The organism is Clostridium algidicarnis (assembly GCF_000703125.1).
GTDB lineage: Bacteria > Bacillota > Clostridia > Clostridiales > Clostridiaceae > Clostridium_L > Clostridium_L algidicarnis.
The window spans coordinates 896,409-913,832 of the sequence record NZ_JNLN01000001.1 but is presented as its reverse complement, the minus strand read 5'-3'; the positions used below and the strand labels follow the sequence as shown (position 1 = coordinate 913,832).

17 protein-coding genes, 2 riboswitches and 1 other annotated feature are annotated in these 17,424 nt (G+C 30.7%); of the genes, 13 read left to right on the top strand and 4 right to left on the bottom strand.

Annotated features, from left to right (window positions below; all coding sequences use genetic code 11):
* Window positions 1-54 precede the first annotated feature (54 nt).
* On the top strand, window positions 55-219 hold the full coding sequence (locus tag BV55_RS0104550) for a zinc-ribbon domain-containing protein (RefSeq protein ID WP_029451618.1): 165 nt from the start codon (window positions 55-57) through the stop codon (window positions 217-219).
* A gap of 170 nt (window positions 220-389) precedes the next feature.
* Here the strand turns inward: BV55_RS0104550 and BV55_RS0104545 are convergent, their stop codons facing one another.
* Window positions 390-971: an MORN repeat-containing protein gene (locus BV55_RS0104545; protein ID WP_029451617.1), complete on the bottom strand. Its 582-nt coding sequence runs from the start codon at window positions 969-971 to the stop codon at window positions 390-392.
* A 333-nt stretch (window positions 972-1,304) separates the two neighbouring features.
* Between BV55_RS0104545 and BV55_RS0104540 the strand changes: the two genes are divergently transcribed.
* The 3 genes from BV55_RS0104540 (at window position 1,305) to add (ending at window position 4,704) form a co-directional block, all read left to right on the top strand.
* Window positions 1,305-2,114 (top strand): ZIP family metal transporter, encoded by an 810-nt coding sequence (locus BV55_RS0104540; protein WP_029451615.1) that lies wholly within the window; start codon window positions 1,305-1,307, stop codon window positions 2,112-2,114.
* 196 nt (window positions 2,115-2,310) lie between these two features.
* Window positions 2,311-3,486: a THUMP domain-containing class I SAM-dependent RNA methyltransferase gene (locus BV55_RS0104535; protein WP_051652394.1), complete on the top strand. Its 1,176-nt coding sequence runs from the start codon at window positions 2,311-2,313 to the stop codon at window positions 3,484-3,486.
* 66 nt (window positions 3,487-3,552) lie between these two features.
* Window positions 3,553-3,652, top strand: a riboswitch (purine riboswitch).
* Between the two features lie 59 nt (window positions 3,653-3,711).
* Entirely contained in the window at window positions 3,712-4,704 is a 993-nt protein-coding gene (add, locus tag BV55_RS0104530) for an adenosine deaminase (protein ID WP_029451612.1), read from the top strand.
* A 155-nt stretch (window positions 4,705-4,859) separates the two neighbouring features.
* Here add and BV55_RS0104525 read toward each other — a convergent pair whose 3' ends face one another.
* Together BV55_RS0104525 and BV55_RS0104520 are read right to left on the bottom strand one after the other, a co-directional pair.
* Window positions 4,860-6,497, bottom strand: coding sequence for a DEAD/DEAH box helicase (locus BV55_RS0104525; RefSeq protein WP_029451610.1), 1,638 nt, complete (start codon window positions 6,495-6,497; stop codon window positions 4,860-4,862).
* 79 nt (window positions 6,498-6,576) lie between these two features.
* Entirely contained in the window at window positions 6,577-6,972 is a 396-nt protein-coding gene (locus tag BV55_RS0104520) for an RDD family protein (protein ID WP_029451609.1), read from the bottom strand.
* A gap of 251 nt (window positions 6,973-7,223) precedes the next feature.
* Between BV55_RS0104520 and BV55_RS15875 the strand changes: the two genes are divergently transcribed.
* The 9 genes from BV55_RS15875 to BV55_RS0104480 all read left to right on the top strand — a co-directional run bounded on the left by BV55_RS15875 (window position 7,224) and on the right by BV55_RS0104480 (window position 15,140).
* Window positions 7,224-7,712, top strand: coding sequence for a cation:dicarboxylate symporter family transporter (locus tag BV55_RS15875; protein ID WP_278246641.1), 489 nt, complete (start codon window positions 7,224-7,226; stop codon window positions 7,710-7,712).
* The gene (locus tag BV55_RS15870; RefSeq protein WP_278246640.1) at window positions 7,696-8,427 is read left to right on the top strand and encodes a cation:dicarboxylate symporter family transporter; all 732 of its coding nucleotides are present in this window, start codon (window positions 7,696-7,698) and stop codon (window positions 8,425-8,427) included. The genes BV55_RS15875 and BV55_RS15870 overlap by 17 nt, the downstream gene beginning before the upstream one ends.
* A gap of 289 nt (window positions 8,428-8,716) precedes the next feature.
* Window positions 8,717-9,181, top strand: coding sequence for a C-GCAxxG-C-C family protein (locus tag BV55_RS0104510; protein WP_029451608.1), 465 nt, complete (start codon window positions 8,717-8,719; stop codon window positions 9,179-9,181).
* 18 nt (window positions 9,182-9,199) lie between these two features.
* Window positions 9,200-10,339, top strand: a complete 1,140-nt coding sequence (locus BV55_RS0104505; RefSeq protein WP_029451607.1) for a sodium/glutamate symporter — start codon at window positions 9,200-9,202, stop codon at window positions 10,337-10,339.
* 213 nt (window positions 10,340-10,552) lie between these two features.
* Window positions 10,553-11,002 carry a GNAT family N-acetyltransferase gene (locus BV55_RS0104500; RefSeq protein ID WP_029451606.1) on the top strand — a complete coding sequence of 150 codons (450 nt, stop codon included), beginning with the start codon at window positions 10,553-10,555 and terminating at the stop codon, window positions 11,000-11,002.
* 61 nt (window positions 11,003-11,063) lie between these two features.
* Window positions 11,064-11,603 (top strand): histidine phosphatase family protein, encoded by a 540-nt coding sequence (locus BV55_RS0104495; protein ID WP_029451605.1) that lies wholly within the window; start codon window positions 11,064-11,066, stop codon window positions 11,601-11,603.
* A gap of 141 nt (window positions 11,604-11,744) precedes the next feature.
* Window positions 11,745-12,404 carry a hypothetical protein gene (locus BV55_RS0104490; RefSeq protein ID WP_051652393.1) on the top strand — a complete coding sequence of 220 codons (660 nt, stop codon included), beginning with the start codon at window positions 11,745-11,747 and terminating at the stop codon, window positions 12,402-12,404.
* Between the two features lie 216 nt (window positions 12,405-12,620).
* Window positions 12,621-12,797, top strand: a riboswitch (Lysine riboswitch).
* A 140-nt stretch (window positions 12,798-12,937) separates the two neighbouring features.
* Window positions 12,938-14,665: a Na+/H+ antiporter NhaC family protein gene (locus BV55_RS0104485; protein ID WP_029451603.1), complete on the top strand. Its 1,728-nt coding sequence runs from the start codon at window positions 12,938-12,940 to the stop codon at window positions 14,663-14,665.
* A 214-nt stretch (window positions 14,666-14,879) separates the two neighbouring features.
* Complete coding sequence (locus BV55_RS0104480) at window positions 14,880-15,140, top strand: pro-sigmaK processing inhibitor BofA family protein (protein WP_207719836.1); 261 nt, start codon at window positions 14,880-14,882, stop codon at window positions 15,138-15,140.
* Window positions 15,141-15,398: 258 nt separating this feature from the next.
* Here the strand turns inward: BV55_RS0104480 and proS are convergent, their stop codons facing one another.
* Window positions 15,399-16,835 (bottom strand): proline--tRNA ligase, encoded by a 1,437-nt coding sequence (gene proS / locus BV55_RS0104475; protein ID WP_029451601.1) that lies wholly within the window; start codon window positions 16,833-16,835, stop codon window positions 15,399-15,401.
* 152 nt (window positions 16,836-16,987) lie between these two features.
* Window positions 16,988-17,201 (bottom strand) — a binding site (T-box leader).
* Between the last annotated feature and the right edge of the window lie 223 nt (window positions 17,202-17,424).

Genomic DNA, 17,424 nt, shown 5'->3' with positions numbered 1-17,424 from the left:
ATAAAGTAAATCAGTTTTTAAATCTTAATATAAATAAAAAGGAGAAATGTTTAAATGGCAGATAAGAATTTAGTATGTAAAGACTGTGGAAAAGAATTTGTTTTCACTGAGGGAGAACAAGAATTCTATAAAGAAAAAGGTTTCGAAAACGAACCACAAAGATGCCCTGATTGTAGAAGAGCTAGAAAGCAACAAAACAACAGAGGATTCCAAAGATAGTCTAAACAGAATGATAAGAGTATAGAAAGCAATTTCTATACTCTTTTTTATATACAAATACTTCTTGTGTTTAGTTAAAGAAATTATTACTTAAATACATAAAGGTATTATAAGTAATAAAAGACGGAAGATATCTTAAAATATCTTCCGTCTTTTAGAATAATTAATTATTATTGTATACTATCATTTTTAAAGGTGCCAGTTTCTGTACTTCCATCTGCATATACATACATACCAACCCCATGCTTTAGATCATTTTTAAAATTACCAATATATTTGTTGCCATCGGCCCAGGTGTGGATACCATATCCATGTCTTAAGTCATGTTCCCAGTTTCCTGTATATGAGTCTCCATCATACCAAGTGTAGGTACCAGTACCTGATTTTTCTCCATTATTCCACTGACCTATATATATTTCCCCATCGGGCCAAGTATATATACCGTACCCGTTTTTTTCGTCATCCTTCCATTGGCCTATATATTTCTCCCCATTAGACCATATGTGGGTTCCATCGCCATCCATCTTATCATCTTTCCATTGACCTATATATTTACTTCCATCTTTATAAATATAAGTTCCATCTCCATGCATTTTACCATTCTTTTTTTCACCTAGGTAAGTTCCTCCATGAACATGGGTAGAATCAGCCTTTTTATTGTTGTCTATTTTCATTTTATTTAAGATATCACCCTTTAGTTTAATTTTATTGAAAGTAGCATTTTCTATGTTTTTAATTTTAATTTTAAACACCATCCTTTGTAATTTTGAGTAAGATGCAATATTGTAACCTTTAATTTATCCAAAATCAATAATTTGTTTTGGATAATAAAGAATTAAGAACTTAATAATAAGTTCTTCTAAGACTCAGATGGAGAGATGTATTCCTTATAAGCAAACTCCACCTGAGTCTAAGAATTACTTGATAGAAGAGCTATAACTTCATTATATCATAATTTATATAATGATTATTTTTATTATGAAAGAATAGACATTGATAATATACAAATAAAACATTAAAATAATATTGATAAGTAAAGATAGACTTTGGAATTAATATTATTTTATAAGGAGGAATTTATGATTATTCAATGGTTTAAAGGATTGGATCCTATAATGCAAGCTCTTTTTGCAACTTTATTTACTTGGTTTGTAACTGCGCTTGGAGCAGCACTAGTATTTCTTTTTAAAACAATAAACAAAAAGGTTTTAAATGGAATGCTAGGTTTCGCAGCGGGGGTTATGATAGCTGCCAGTTTCTGGTCTTTGTTGGCACCTGCAATAGAGATGTCAGAAGCTAGTGATGGAAGTGCCTGGATACCTGCAGCTGTAGGGTTTTTAATGGGAGGCGGATTCCTATGGGCTGTAGATAAGATATTGCCACATCTTCATATAGGAGCACCTATAGAGGAAGCTGAAGGTATTAAAACAAGTTGGGAAAGAAGTGTACTTTTAGTATTAGCTATTACTCTTCATAACATACCAGAAGGATTAGCTGTTGGTGTTGCCTTTGGAGCTATAGCTGCAGATTTACCTTCTGCATCGTTAGCTGGGGCTATGGCGCTAGCCCTTGGAATAGCTATTCAAAACTTTCCGGAAGGCGCAGCAGTTTCTATACCATTACGAAGGGAAGGGCTTTCAAGATGGAAGAGTTTTTTATATGGTCAAGCATCAGGAATAGTTGAGCCCATTGCAGGGGTATTGGGTGCAGTTGCAGTAATTGCAATGAAACCTATTTTACCTTATGCGTTATCCTTTGCAGCGGGAGCTATGATATATGTTGTTGTAGAAGAACTTATACCAGAAGCTCAAGCAGAAAGAAATAGTGATGTTGGAACTATTGGAGCGATGATAGGCTTTGCAATAATGATGGTACTAGATGTTGCTCTTGGGTAGAAATTAGCAATATAACTTTATGAAAGTTTAATAGGAATAAAAGTTTAAATAAGAGGTAGATTATATGTTTTGAATTATAGTCTTCCTCTTTATTTTTATTTTTAAACCTATGAATTAAATAAAATATTAGTGAAAACCTATTATAAATGATAGAATAAATATATAAATATAAAATTTACTTGTAGGGGAGAAAAACATGGAATATACGATAATAGCAACATCCACCTTTGGATTAGAAAAGGTTGTAGCAAATGAGCTTAAGGCTTTAGGATATGAAGATTTAACTATAGAAAATGGTAAGGTTATGTTTCAAGGTGATGAAATGGATATAGTAACATGCAATATGTGGCTTAGAACAGCAGATAGAGTCTTAATAAGAATGGCTGAATTTAAGGCAGAGAGTTTTGAGGAGTTATTTCAAGGAACCTTAGCTGTAGAATGGGGAGATTTAATACCCATAACAGGATTTATGCATATAGTAGGTAAGTCCATAAAATCAAAGCTTCATAGCGTACCAGATTGCCAATCTATAGTGAAAAAGGCAGTTATAGAATCTATGAAAAGAAAGTATAGAAGAGATCTCTTTTCTGAAGATGGCGCTGAATATAAGATAGAGGTAGCTATATTAAAAGATATAGTAACTCTTACAGTAGATACTACAGGTCCTGGACTTCATAAAAGAGGATACAGAGGACTTGCAGGAGAAGCACCTCTTAAGGAAACATTAGCTGCCGCTATGGTGCTTTTAAGTAAGTGGGAGCCTTCGAGAACTTTAGCGGATCCTCTTTGTGGGTCAGGAACTATTGCAATAGAGGCTGCTATGATAGGAAGAAATATAGCACCAGGTATTAATAGAAGCTTTGTATCCGAACAGTGGGATATAATACCTAAAGACCTTTGGGAAGATATAAGAAAGTATGCAAAAGAAGCTATAAATGATAAAGAATTCAAAATATTAGCATCAGATATCAATGGTAGTGTGCTTAAGACAGCAAAGGAAAATGCTGAAAAGGCAGGGGTAGGAGAAAATACAGTATTCCAAAAACTGGATATAAAAGATTTCAGTAGTAAGAAAAAGTATGGATTTATAATAACAAATCCACCTTATGGTGAAAGACTTGGAGAAGCTAGTGAAGTAGAAGCTTTATATGAGGAAATGGGAGTAGTATATAAAGATTTAAATGAGTGGTCATTTTTTGCCATAACCTCACATTTAGGATTTCAAAAGTTTTTTGGAGAAAAGGCTCATAAAAATAGAAAATTATATAATGGAAGACTGCTTTGCTATTACTATCAATATTTTAGCGAAGAACCAAAAAAAGAAAAAAGACAGGATAACAAAGAAACTAAAAGTGAAGAGATTTGGAAATAAGATTTAATAATTAATAGTGTTGACAGACTATTTAAATATGATAAGATAATTAAAAGATAATTTTTTAATTAAAATATAATTAAGTTTCGTATAACTCTAATGATATGGTTTAGGGGTGTCTACCAGGAACCAATAATTCCTGATTACGAAGAAGGTATACTTTTGTATATCTTCTTTGTGGTCAGGATTTTTTGCGTATTAATAATTTTAAATGGAGGAAAGTATATGAATTTAAAGGATTTACCGAAAATAGAGCTTCACTGTCACTTAGATGGAAGTGTTAGACCAAAGACTATAATTGATATAGCAAAAAGAGAAAAGATTGATATTCCAAGTTATGATATAAAAGAAATAACAGAGCTTATGATAGCTCCCATGGAGTGTGCTTCTCTTGATGAATATTTAGAAAAGTTTTCATTGCCTATAAAGATAATGCAAAGTGAGTATAGTCTTAAAAGGATAACCTATGAATTACTAGAAGATGCAGCAAAAGAAAATGTTAAGTATATGGAAATAAGATTTGCTCCTTTACTGCATACTAATGGAGGTCTTGATACTAAAAGGATTATAGAAAGTGTCTTAAGTGGCATCAAAGAAGCGGAAGGGAAATATGATATTAAAGGTAATCTCATATTATCATTTTTAAAAACCGTATCACCTAGTAGCATTTTTGAAGTTTTAGAAATTGGGAAAGAGTATTTAAATAAAGGAGTAGTAGCTGTAGATCTTTGCGGAGCTGAAAGAAAAGGCTTTGCAAAAGAATTTATTGAGCCTATGGCTTTAGCTAAAGAATATGGGTATAGAATTACTATTCATGCTGGTGAGACTGGAATTGGAGAAAATGTATTAGATTCAATTGAACTTTTAGGAGCAGAAAGAATAGGACATGGAGTAAATATTGATAATTGTAAAAAGGCATACGATATGATTAAAGACAGAGGAATTGCATTAGAGATCTGCATGAGTAGTAATGTACAAACAAAGGCTGTGGGTACAATAAAAAACCACCCTATGTATGATTTTCATAAGGATGGAATTAAAGTTACATTAAATACAGATAATAGAACTGTTTCTAATACAGATATGAGTAAGGAAATTTCCTTAGCATTAAAAGAATTTGATATTAGTAAAGATGATTATAAGAAAATTTATTATAATGCCGTAGATATGTGTTTTGCGGATGAAATCATAAAGAAAAGGTTAAATGAATATATTTAAAAATAGTAGTAAATTTTAAAGTAACGTAAAAAAGAGCTTCTCAATTGAAAATTTAATCTCAATATTATGTTTTTTGAGTTAAGCTCTTTTAATTTACTTTTACAATAGCTTACTTAAAAGTTCTAGCTATTTTTATATTTAATTTTTTGAATAGCTTATTTTGAACTTTTAGCTATTTCAATGTTTACTCTTCTGCCTTCAAGACTTTTGCCTGAGCAATTGTTTAATATACTGTCTACAGCATCAGATTTTACATCTATAAATGTAAATTTATCAAGTATATCTATGTTTCCAATAGAGTTTCTATCTGCATTTGAATTATCAGTTAAAAAGTCTACTAGAGATTTAGGTTTTATTTTATCTAAGTGACCTATGCTTAAGAATAATCTTGAAACATCGCCATTGTTACTATTACTACGTCTGTTGCCATAACTATTGCTATTATTGCTATAACTACTGTTGTTATTGGATGCAATATCATTATTTTCATTAGAATTATAACTTATTTCTTTTCCGTAGATCATAGTCATTAAAGCAGCGCTAACATCAATTAAGTCATATTCTTCGTCTAGCTCTGTTACAATAGGTACAAACTTGCTGTACTCTTTGTTTTCTAAAGTTTCTTTAACCTTTTTGATAATACTTGCATACTTTGCACTGAATATATCATCTATTGTTGGTATTGGTTTTCTTTTAATCTTGCCTTTTGTAGCACTCTCTATTTGTTTTAAAGTTTTATACTCTCTAGGACTTACTAAAGTATAAGCTATACCTTTTTTGTTTGCTCTGCCAGTTCTTCCGATTCTATGAACATAAGATTCTGTATCTTGAGGTAGATCATAGTTTATAACATGTGTTATATTAGTAACATCAATACCTCTAGCAGCAACGTCTGTAGCTACTAAAAAATCTATACTGTCATCTTTGAACTTTCTTAAAGTGTTTAATCTTTGATTTTGGTTCATATCTCCATGCATTCCTTCAACGCTATATCCTCTAGATTGCATAGATTCTACTACTTCGTCTACACCTTTTTTAGTTTTACAAAAAATTAGGCAGCTATCAGGTCCTTCTACATCAAGAATTCTACATAAACTTTCAAATCGCTCATTGTGCTTTATTTCATAATAAAACTGCTCTACTGTTGATACTGTCATTTGGTTTTTTACTATAGAAATATGCTTAGTATCTTTTTTCATGTATCTTTGTGCAATTTTCTTTATGGTATTAGGCATTGTTGCAGAGAATAAAAGTGTTTGTCTTTCTTCATTTGAAGATTGAATTATAAGTTCTATGTCTTCAACAAATCCCATATTTAGCATTTCATCAGCTTCATCAAGTACAAGGAAGTCTATAAACTTTAAGTCTAAAATCTTTCTTCTTAAAAGGTCTAGAACTCTTCCTGGGGTTCCGACTATAATGTCGGGGTTTCTTCTTATAGCTTGAATTTGTCTATCTATAGATTGACCGCCATATACTGGTAGCATTTTTAAATTAGAATCCTTACCAATCCTTACTAGTTCATCACTAACTTGTATAGCAAGCTCTCTTGTAGGTGTAAGTATTATACCATGAATTTTATTTGAAGATCTGTTAAGATTACTTATTATTGGTGCTCCAAAAGCTAAAGTTTTACCTGTGCCTGTTTGAGCCTGACCGATAACATCAAAACCTTCTAAGATAATAGGTATTACCTCTTGTTGAATTTTAGATGGTTCTTCAAATCCCATACCTTCGATGGATTTAAGTACATTTTTATTAAGTGTTAAATCATTAAATTTTAAATTTTCCATTATTTCTCCTCCAAACATAACAACTAATTATAATATAGTATGCCAACTTTTGCAAGGAATATTTATAAAGTTGTTAATGTTATATTTTTATTACCTTAGTATTTGCAAAGATATCATGAATGCCTTGGTTATTTGGAGTAGTATTTATTAAGTAAAAAGAAAAAAATATTAATATTAAACCTAGTAAGGGTATTGTATACATTAGCTTAGCTACCTCTCTATATAATATCTGAATGGGTGACACACTAGTTTCATCTTTTGAGCAAATTTTAAGGTTAAACAAATACTTTCCAATAGTGTAACCTTTAGTTATTATAGGTAATAAAACTAAGAATATTATATATAATACTCCACAATACAAATAAGATATATTTATATTGAATCCAAGATTTTTAAAGATAACTAAAGGCATAGCAATAGATATGAGTAAATCTATAATTAATGACCCTAGTCTATTTATAATTTCGAATTTCATTTAATTATTAAACCTCCACTTAATTATTTTCATTGAAATTTATAGTGTCAAAGGTTATATTATGATAAAATATAAGATAACACAGAGTTTTTAAAAAGTTATAATCGAAATAATCATTTCTATTATAACGAAAAATATAGCTATTAATCAACTTAAATCAGAGCTTTAAACTTTTAAATTCTAAAAATCAACCTTTTTTAGAAAAACTCTTAAATAAAAGGATTATTAGACTAAAAATCAGGAGGGATAAGATGAAGACAGGAATTTTAGTATTAATTAATGTATTGATTATGTTAGGGCTTGTTTATGTTCTTGCGGTTATGCAAAAGAAGCACTATTCTTTTTCAAAGAGAGTTTTCCTGGCCTTAGGTGTTGGTATATTATATGGAGCTATATTACAATTGGTTTATACTCCAACATCAGATGTTGTATTAAAGTCTAATATTTGGTTCGCTATAATAGGTACTGGATATGTAAGACTTTTAAAAATGATAGTTATTCCGTTAATCTTTGTTTCTATCACAACTGCTATTATAAATCAGGATTCAAAAAATTTAGGTAAGATGGCAGGATTAATAATTGCAGTTTTAGTTATAACAGCAGGAATATCAGCAGGGGTAGGAGCAGGCACTGCAAAAGTTTTTAACTTAAGTGCAGAAGGATTGCAATCAGGAGAAAATGAAGCTAAAGCAAGTGAAAAGCTTGAATTAACACTTAAAGATTTTGAACTCACTTCATGATGTTGTAATGAGGATGGTTACACTTATATTAAGGCTAACTCCTTATGGGGTACTTGCTTTAATGACTAGGATGGTGTCTACTAGTAATTTTAGTGAGATACTAAGGTTACTAAGTTTTGTTATGGCATCTTATGTAGCATTAATTATAATGTTTGCAATACATTTAATAATAATTGCGGCTTTTGGATTAAATCCAATTACCTATATTAAAAAAACAGCTTCTGTTCTAACATTTGCTTTTACAGCAAGGACAAGTGCTGGGGCTATACCTTTAAATGTTGAAACACAAGTAGAAAAGTTAGGAGTACCAGCTGGATATGCTAACCTTTCGGCATCTCTTGGAGCTAGTATAGGCCAAAATGGTTGTGCAGGTATATATCCTGCTATGCTTGCAGTTATGATAGCACCCACTGTAGGTATAAATCCATTAGCACCTGCATTTTTAATTAAGCTTATAATAGTTACAGCAATAAGCTCTTTTGGAATAGCAGGGGTAGGTGGTGGAGCAACATTTGCAGGTTTAACAGTATTATCTGCCATGGGGCTTCCAGTAGGTTTAGTTGGACTACTAATAGCAATAGAACCATTAATAGATATGGGTAGAACTGCACTTAATGTAAGTGGGTCTATAGTATCAGGAGTAGTATCTAGCAGAATAATGAAACAACTAGATACAGATATATACAATGGTGATATACAAAAATTAGCAGAATAAAAAGTTTTATCAAATAATTACTTTATAAATATATTTAAAACAATAAGTTAAAACCTATATTAGTATACTAATATAGGTTTTATTTTTTTAGAGTTAATAATGCACGCTAAATACTTTGATTTTTGGAGGTATTTAAGATTTGTGATCCATGATAATCATAGGGTAAACTTGTACAATACATGTATTTAAAAAACCAATTGTTCCTACTGTAGCTATTCATATTAGCTATTGGACAAGCAATTTTTTAAATGATACATTTAAAATCAAAATATGTTTAGGAGGTATTTATATGAAAAAAGAGCAGTTTGTTGAGGAAGTAAGACATACTGCAGAGGGGTATTTTGAAAGAGGAGAATTCTTTTGCTCCGAAGCTGTAGTTAAAACAATTAATGATATGTTAGATAAGCCTTACGATGAAAATGTTACAAAATTAGCTTCAGGGTTTCCAGTGGGTATTGGTAAATCAGGTTGTGTCTGTGGAGCTGTAAGTGGGGGAGTAATGGCATTAGGTATGGTTTATGGAAGAGAACATGGGGAAGATATGCAAGAAAAGATGTTTCCTATGTCAGCAGATTTACATGATCATATAAAGGGAATATACAAGAGTACTTGTTGTAGAGTAATGACAAAAAACTTTGAATTTGCATCACCAGAAAGAAAAGCTCATTGCATAAAGATTACTGGAGAAGTAGCTGCATATATAGCAGAAAAGTTATATGAAGATGATAAATTAAATAAAGATGAAAATAATTAATAGGGTGGAATTTTAGTTATGGAGCTTAATATACTTCAAACATTAGCATTACTTGTAATACTCCTAGTTATAGGATATGCTCTCCAAAAGAATGTAAAGGTTTTAAGAGAGAATTATGTGCCGGCGCCAGTAATAGGAGGACTGCTATTTTCCATTATTTTAGCTATTGCAAAGAATTATGTTACCTTAAAATTAGACTTCTCTGCACTTCCTATATTTATAGCAGGGTTTTTCTTGTCTATAGGTCTTAGAATAGGCTTTGCTACATTTAAGAAAAATTTAAAGTTACAGTTATTATTTTTATTTTTAGTTATAATGGTAGCTTTAATGCAAAACGTAGTAAGCCTTGGAATAGGAAAGATTTTCGGAAAATCATCCTATGACATAATGATATCAGGCTCCTTAGGACTTATGGGTGATCACACATTAGTGGGACTCGTACCTAGTTTCTTAGAAGGCGGGAAACCAGTAATACAGTCACTTACATCCTTTTCCATACTAACTTTATACATAGGTGCCATAGTAGGTGGGTTATTTTTTAAGAAGTTAAAAAATAAGGTAGACTTGTCCAAGAATTTAAGGATACCAGCACCGAGTTTTACACCGCAAGAATTTTTACAATATATTTTAATTTTTGTGGTAGGTATAGCAATTTCTTTGTTGCCAACTCAATATGGATTTAGTAAATATGGATTTAGTAAATATATAAATCCGGCAGGTGGGGGGTTCATATTAGGGTTAATACTAAGATGGATTTTTGACCATGCAAAGGTATATGAGGTTAAAGCACCTAACGTAAATCTTATAGGTAACTTTTGTTTATCCATGTTACTTATAACTACATTTTCGATGTTTGATATAACAATGATATTTAAAATAAGCTTATATAATTTAGTTCTTATGATTATACAATTAGCTTGGTTGGTATTACTAAGTTATTACGTAGTATTTAAATTATATAAAGAGAATCCTCTAGCATCTTATGTGGCAACGGGATTAATAGGGTTTAGTGTAGGAATGCCAGCAAGCACAATGAGCAATTTGCAATGCTTAACTGAAAGAGAAGGCGCACTTCCCATAGTTTTGTTCATAGTGCCACCTGTAGGAGCCTTTATTATAAATATATTCAATATGTTTATAATAAGGTTGTTTTTATAAAAGTTAATTATTGATTATAGGTAATAAAAGAATAATAATTTATGATAAAATAGAGATAGGTTAAAGCCTATCTCTATTTTATATTCATTAAGTTTAGCATTTTTAGATATTAAACAGATGGGTATGGATTAAGTATATAATTTGTCTTCATATGATATAATTAAGGTTACAATAATGCATGTAATGCATTAATTTTAGGTGGTAGGTGAAAATATGAAGGTATTTATAAAAAAGTTTAACGAACTTTCTTTAGATGAATTATATGATATCCTTTCTTTAAGAAATGAAGTGTTTATTGTTGAACAAAACTGTGCCTATGAAGATTGCGATGGTAAGGATAAGTTTTGTTACCATATTTATTATAAAGAAGGAAAAGAGATTATAGCCTATGCTAGGATCCTTAAAAAAGGATTATCCTATGAAGAAGTTTCTATAGGCAGGGTTATTGTTAAAAAATCATATAGAAGAAAAGGACTCGCCTTTGAACTTATGAAAAGCGCTATAGAATTTATTGAAGTATTTTTAAAAGAAGATTCAATTAGATTATCTTCTCAGGTTTATGCAAAAGCACTATATGAATCATTAGGATTTAAAGAAGTTTCAGAGGAATATCTAGAAGATAATATAGCACATATAGAAATGATATATAATATAAAGACATAACTTTTAAATAGTAGTATAACTATAAGAATATAACTCTAACACAAGCATTGGGGGGATAAGATTGAGGATAGGACTAGTAAGGCATTTTAAAGTTAATATAGAACATAAAAGATATATGAATTCAACAGAATATAATGAATATGCAAATAGATATAACATTTCAGAGGTATTTGAAAAAGAAGTAGATTTAGGTAATGTAACATGGAATAAATGTTATTGTAGCAATCTTTCAAGGGCTATATTTACGGCTAAAAGCATATATAAAGGAGATATAATTGTAACAGAGTCTCTTCGTGAAATTCAAACTATGTCTAGGTTTAATACAAGACTACCATTACATTACTATCTTTGGGATGTTATAGGGAGGGTAGCCTGGATTAAAGATCATCCATCTCAACCAGAAATAAGAAGTCTTACTAAAGTCAGAGTTAAAAACATTTTAGATGAAATAATAGCAAATGCTACGGATGAGGATAACTTACTTATAGTAAGTCATGCTGGCATAATGTATTCAATTAGAAAGGAACTCGAAAGACGTGGCTTTAAAGGCGATAAGTTCTTAAAGGCGGAAAATGGTAAGTTATATTTATATGAAAAGTAAGATTAGTAGAAAATGAATGATGAGCTAATCTATACTTTATAGTAAAGGTATATGAATAAATAAGTTTTGGATAAAAAGTTTTATAAAAACCTTACTTTTTGGGTATTAATATAAGTAGTACTTATCCAAGGAGTGAGGTTTTTGAGTTTAATTACAATACCAGATCATCTAGTAGGAACAGTTATCTCTGCTTTAGCTATTATATTAGGTACACTTATAGGTGCCTTTTGTAGCTGGGTTATAAGCAGCAAAAACACAAAAAAGAGTATAGAAGAGCAGTATAGAATTATGAAAGAAAATATAAAATATGAAGAAATATATAAGAAACAAAAGCTTTGTGAAAACGCAAATATGATAAGGCTAGATATATGTACAACTATCTTTCAAAGTATAAGATTTTTAAGAGATAACAAAGGACATGTGCAAAGACAATATCCAATACCTATAAATAAGGATTATTCCTGCGTTGTGTCTTCTTTAAGTGACAAGTATTCACTTAAAGAATTAAGTTATATATATCAACTTTATGGAATAATAGAAAAGTTGAATTTGGACATATTAAATTGTAATACCTATGAAGATAACTGTAATTTCAATAAAATACGTGAGGGATATAAGTCCGTTTTAGTTAAATTATATGGAGAAAACTTTAAGAGTATTTTAGGAGTAGATATAGAAAAGATAAGCTACGAGGAACTTTATAACAATAAATATATAAAAGAAGGCTACAATAAGGTTCTAAAGAAACTGGATCATTTATGTTTTGTAGAAAACTTAAATAAGTCTTCTGAAAAAGAATAATCGCAAAAAAAGATTAAGTTTATTACAAAAGTATGTTTTAAAAAATCTATGGAGCAATACAGCTAAAGGCATTTGAAGGCTGAAAGTAAGTAGATAATTACATGTCATTTATTTAGGATATCCTTTGTTAAGAACACCATTAAGAATTTAAAAGATATAAAAATTGACATTGACAAGTCCTCTAACATAGTGTATAAATATGTATAAAGTGAATATGGTTGTGATAGAGGAGCGGTATCTAAGAGTAACTTTACTAAGTTAAGCACTATGATGTAAGGTAAAAGGAGTTATCGCCGAAGGGTAGAACTAATGCTTTAATGTTCTATTTCTGGTTTTACATAAAATATATGTTTAATTGTCGCAAATTTTAATTTGTGGAGAGCTATCATGCAACGGAACCTTTGTTTTAATTTAACATTTTGTTATTATGGGTCCTGGAGTATGAATACTCTAGGGCTTTTTTTAGGTTCTAGCATTGATATTTATTAAATCTACCTTCCAAGTATTCACATAAAAACGGGGAGGGTTTTATCATGAAAATTAAAAACAGGAAAATTTTATTAATGACAGGTATGTTTATTTGTTTATTGTCTACAGTGGTTTTAGCTGCTGATGTGTCTGAAACTGCTAATCTGAATTCTATAAAGTTAGGTGTGTTTACCTTGCTTCCACCAGTGGTGGCAATAGTATTAGCATTTATAACTAAAAATGTAGTCATATCTTTATTTTTAGGAGTTTTAGTAGGATGTTTTTTACTTAATTTAAATGGACTTAACATATTTATGGCTTTATTTTATTCCTTTTTAGATTTGGTAAAGTATGTACTTAATTCTTTAGCAGATCCATGGAATGCAGGCATAATATTACAATGTTTAACAATAGGAGGGCTTATAGCACTTATAACAAAGATGGGTGGAACAAAGGCAGTTGCAAAAGCTCTTGCTAAAAAGGCTAAAGGGCCCATAAGTGCTCAGGTAATAACTTGGCTTTTAGGTCTACTTGTGTTCTTTGATGATTATGCAAATTCATTAATAGTAGGGCCTATAATGAAACCAGTAACGGATAGTATGAAGGTGTCAAGGGAGAAACTCGCCTTTATAATTGATGCCACAGCAGCTCCCATTGCAGGGATTGCGCTTATATCCACTTGGATTGGATATGAACTAAGTTTAATAAAAGATGGATATTTAGCAATAGGGCAAGAAGTTGATGCTTTTGGAATGTTTATATCTACAATACCTTATAGATTTTATAATATATTTATACTTTTGTTTACCTTATTTACTGCCATATTTTTAAGAGAATTTGGACCTATGCTTAAGGCTGAAAGAAGAGCTAGGACAACAGGCAAGGTTATGAGTGATACAGCAAATCCTATGTTAGTAGAAAATGCGGATGAGATGGAACCAAAAGAAGGTATAAAGCTTAGCATATGGAATGCTATAATTCCTATAGGAACTCTCATTATAGGAGCCTTTGCAGGTTTTTATTATAATGGATATGTAACGATAATGGCAGGGGAAGATGCGGTAGCGCAATCTATTATAACTTCATCACCACTTTCAATAAGAGCTATACAAAGCGCCTTTGGAAATGCAGATGCATCTATAGTTATATTTCAAGCAGCCTTACTTGCATCTATAGTAGCTATAATAATGGGTATTTCTAAAAAGATATTTAAAATAGGTGAGGCCATAGATATATGGGTTGGCGGAATGAAATCACTTATTATAACTGGAGTTATTTTATTATTAGCTTGGTCATTGAGTAGCGTTATAAAAGAACTTGGTACAGCAAAATACTTAGTATCATTATTATCGGATACTATACCACAGTTTTTATTACCTGCTCTTATATTTCTTTTAGGATCAATAATATCCTTTGCAACAGGAACGGCATATGGAACTATGGGGATATTAATGCCACTTACAATTCCACTAGCAAGCTCAATGTCATCAGATCCAAAGTTTGTTATTATGAGCATAGGAGCAGTACTTACAGGTGCAATATTTGGAGATCACTGTTCTCCAATTTCAGATACAACTATACTGTCCTCTATGGGGGCTGGGTGTGATCATTTAGATCATACTAAGACACAGATATGGTATGCTATATTTGTAGCAATGTTTGCAGTTATATTTGGATATATCCCTGTAGGGTTAAATGTTCCAGTTTATATAGTTTTACCTGTAGATGTAATTATATTGGGAGCACTTGTATATTTAATAGGAAAACCCGTAGAAGTTAAAGAATCTAAATAAAAAATATAAGATTTAATATAGTCAGGTTTTTAAACTTATAGCTAGTAAAATACGAAGGTAGGTTTAGAAATCTGTTTATGCTATTTTATAAATATGGTATTATATAGTTACAGGTATCATATTAATTTTTAGTTATAATATAATATGATAAGAAATAATTAAGAGCAATTTAATAGAAAGGCGGTGAGCTCCTTATAATAGTTAAGGAGATATTATGGTAATTGAAAGTGTAATTGCGTTCATTGTAGCTTTAATATTATTATTTATAATAGTTAAGTTATTTTCCTGGCCTTTAAAGATATTATTTAAATTAATCATCAATGGTGTACTTGGAGCATTGACTTTACTATTAGTTAACTTTATTGGAGGACACTTTGGAGTAACAGTGGGTATTAATGCAGTAACAGCATTAATAACAGGATTCTTTGGTGTTCCTGGAGTAATATTTTTAGTTATATTCAAAAACTTTTTATAAGAAAAAATGATTAAAAATGTTATACATGAAATTAAGTCTAACATAGATCAAGTCTAACATAGATCAAGTGATTCTTAGAAGAACTTATCCAGGGGCGTAGCAGCTGTCATATCCCACCTTGAAGAGGAGAGGGGTGTTACGGATGGTAGCCATCGGATAAATTGCTTTAATATAGAACTTAACCATATTATTATAAAAGCTCGGTATATATCTTAAATAGGATATATGCCGAACTTTTAAAGTTATGAAATTTTAATATTAATAAGCTTTTCCCCAATATACCAAATGAGTGGCATCTTTGCCACAACATACACATTTATCAGATAAATGTTCTTGATTAAAAGGCATACATCTTGAAGATGTTCCTGCTATTTCTTTAATTTTCTCTTCGCAAGCTGTTTCTCCACACCACATAGATTTTATAAATCCAGGTTTAGTATCAGCTATCTCTTTAAATTCATCCATAGTTGTAGCTGAATAAGTCTTTTCATCTCTTAAAGCCTTTGCCTTTTCAAAAAGAGACTTTTGTATATCTTCTAATAATTCTTCTAGTTTCACTTCTAATTCATCTATTGATACTACTAGCTTTTCACGATTATCTCTTCTTACTAGTACTACTTGGTTATTTTCAATGTCTTTTGGGCCAACTTCTAAACGAACAGGAATTCCCTTCATCTCATATTCATTAAACTTCCATCCTGCCATTTTATCTGAATCATCAAGTTTTACTGAAGCTACCTTAGAAATTCTATCCTTTAATTCTCGAGCTTTCTCTAGGACCCCTTCTTTATGTTGAGCAATAGGTACTATAACAACTTGAATTGGTGCTATCTTTGGAGGTAGTACAAGTCCACTATCATCCCCATGAACCATTATTATAGCGCCTATAAGTCTTGTAGTAACACCCCAAGAGGTTTGATGAACATATTGAAGAACACCATTTTTATCTGTATATTGTATGTTAAAAGCTTTCGCAAAGTTATCTCCAAAGTTATGTGAAGTTCCATTTTGAAGCGCTTTACCATCGTGCATTAAACTTTCTATTGTATAGGTAGATGTAGCTCCTGCAAATTTTTCTGTTTCTGTTTTTTGACCTTTAATTACAGGCATTGCAAGAACATTTTCGCAAAAGTCTGCATATACATTTAACATCTTTATAGTCTCTTCTTCAGCATCTTCTTGTGTGGCATGGGCAGTGTGACCTTCTTGCCATAAAAACTCGGTGGTTCTTAAAAATGGGCGAGTGGTTTTTTCCCATCTAACTACAGAACACCACTGGTTATATAGTTTTGGTAAGTCGTTGTAAGATTGAATTATCTTTGAGTAGTGTTCACAAAATAATGTTTCTGAAGTAGGGCGTACACATAATCTTTCGGTTAATTCTTCTTCACCACCATGGGTAACCCAAGCTACTTCAGGAGCAAACCCTTTAACGTGATCTTTTTCTTTTTCAAGTAAACTTTCAGGTATAAATAGTGGCATGTATACATTTTCGTGACCTGTAGCTTTGAACTTGCTATCAAGTTCTTTTTGAATGTTTTCCCAAATTGCATAACCATAAGGTCTTATTATCATGCAACCTTTAACGGTTGAATAATCTGTTAGTTCAGCTTTTTTTACTATGTCTGTATACCACTTAGCAAAGTCTTCTGACATAGGAGTTATGGATTCTACGAATTTTTTATTTTTACTCATATATTTACCTCCAATAGTTAATTTATTTAATAAGTAATATTGATTTATTAGATATTTAAGTTAATTCAATAAAGTAAATTTAAGTGCTTATCGAGTATAATTTTAACCTCTAAATATATCTATAACAACAAAAAAAGATCCTATTCATATAATGAAGGGACCATGGTCGGCGTTACCACCCTAATTAGTACACCATTAAAAGGTATACTCTCTCTTTATTATAACGGAAGAATTCCGCTGCAGCCTACTAAGATTCGGTACAGAGCTCTAAGGTTGGTTCAAAATATGTTCTTAGAAACCTTTCATCTTAAGTTTCTTTTCTGTGAAGAAGTGAATATTTTTACTTATCCTTTTCATAGCCATATATTTAATTAAAAAGTTATAATCATTTAATTAAAATATTAAGTTATAAGTTGAAAAAAGTCAATATAAACATTTGTTGCATAGTGAGAATAAATGCTATATAATAATGCTTATCAAACATTTATTAGGATATAATTGTGTCAAATTTATATAGAGGTTTCTATTTTTATCAAGTGATTCTTAGACACAGGTGGAGTTTGCTTATAAGGAATACATCTCTCCATCA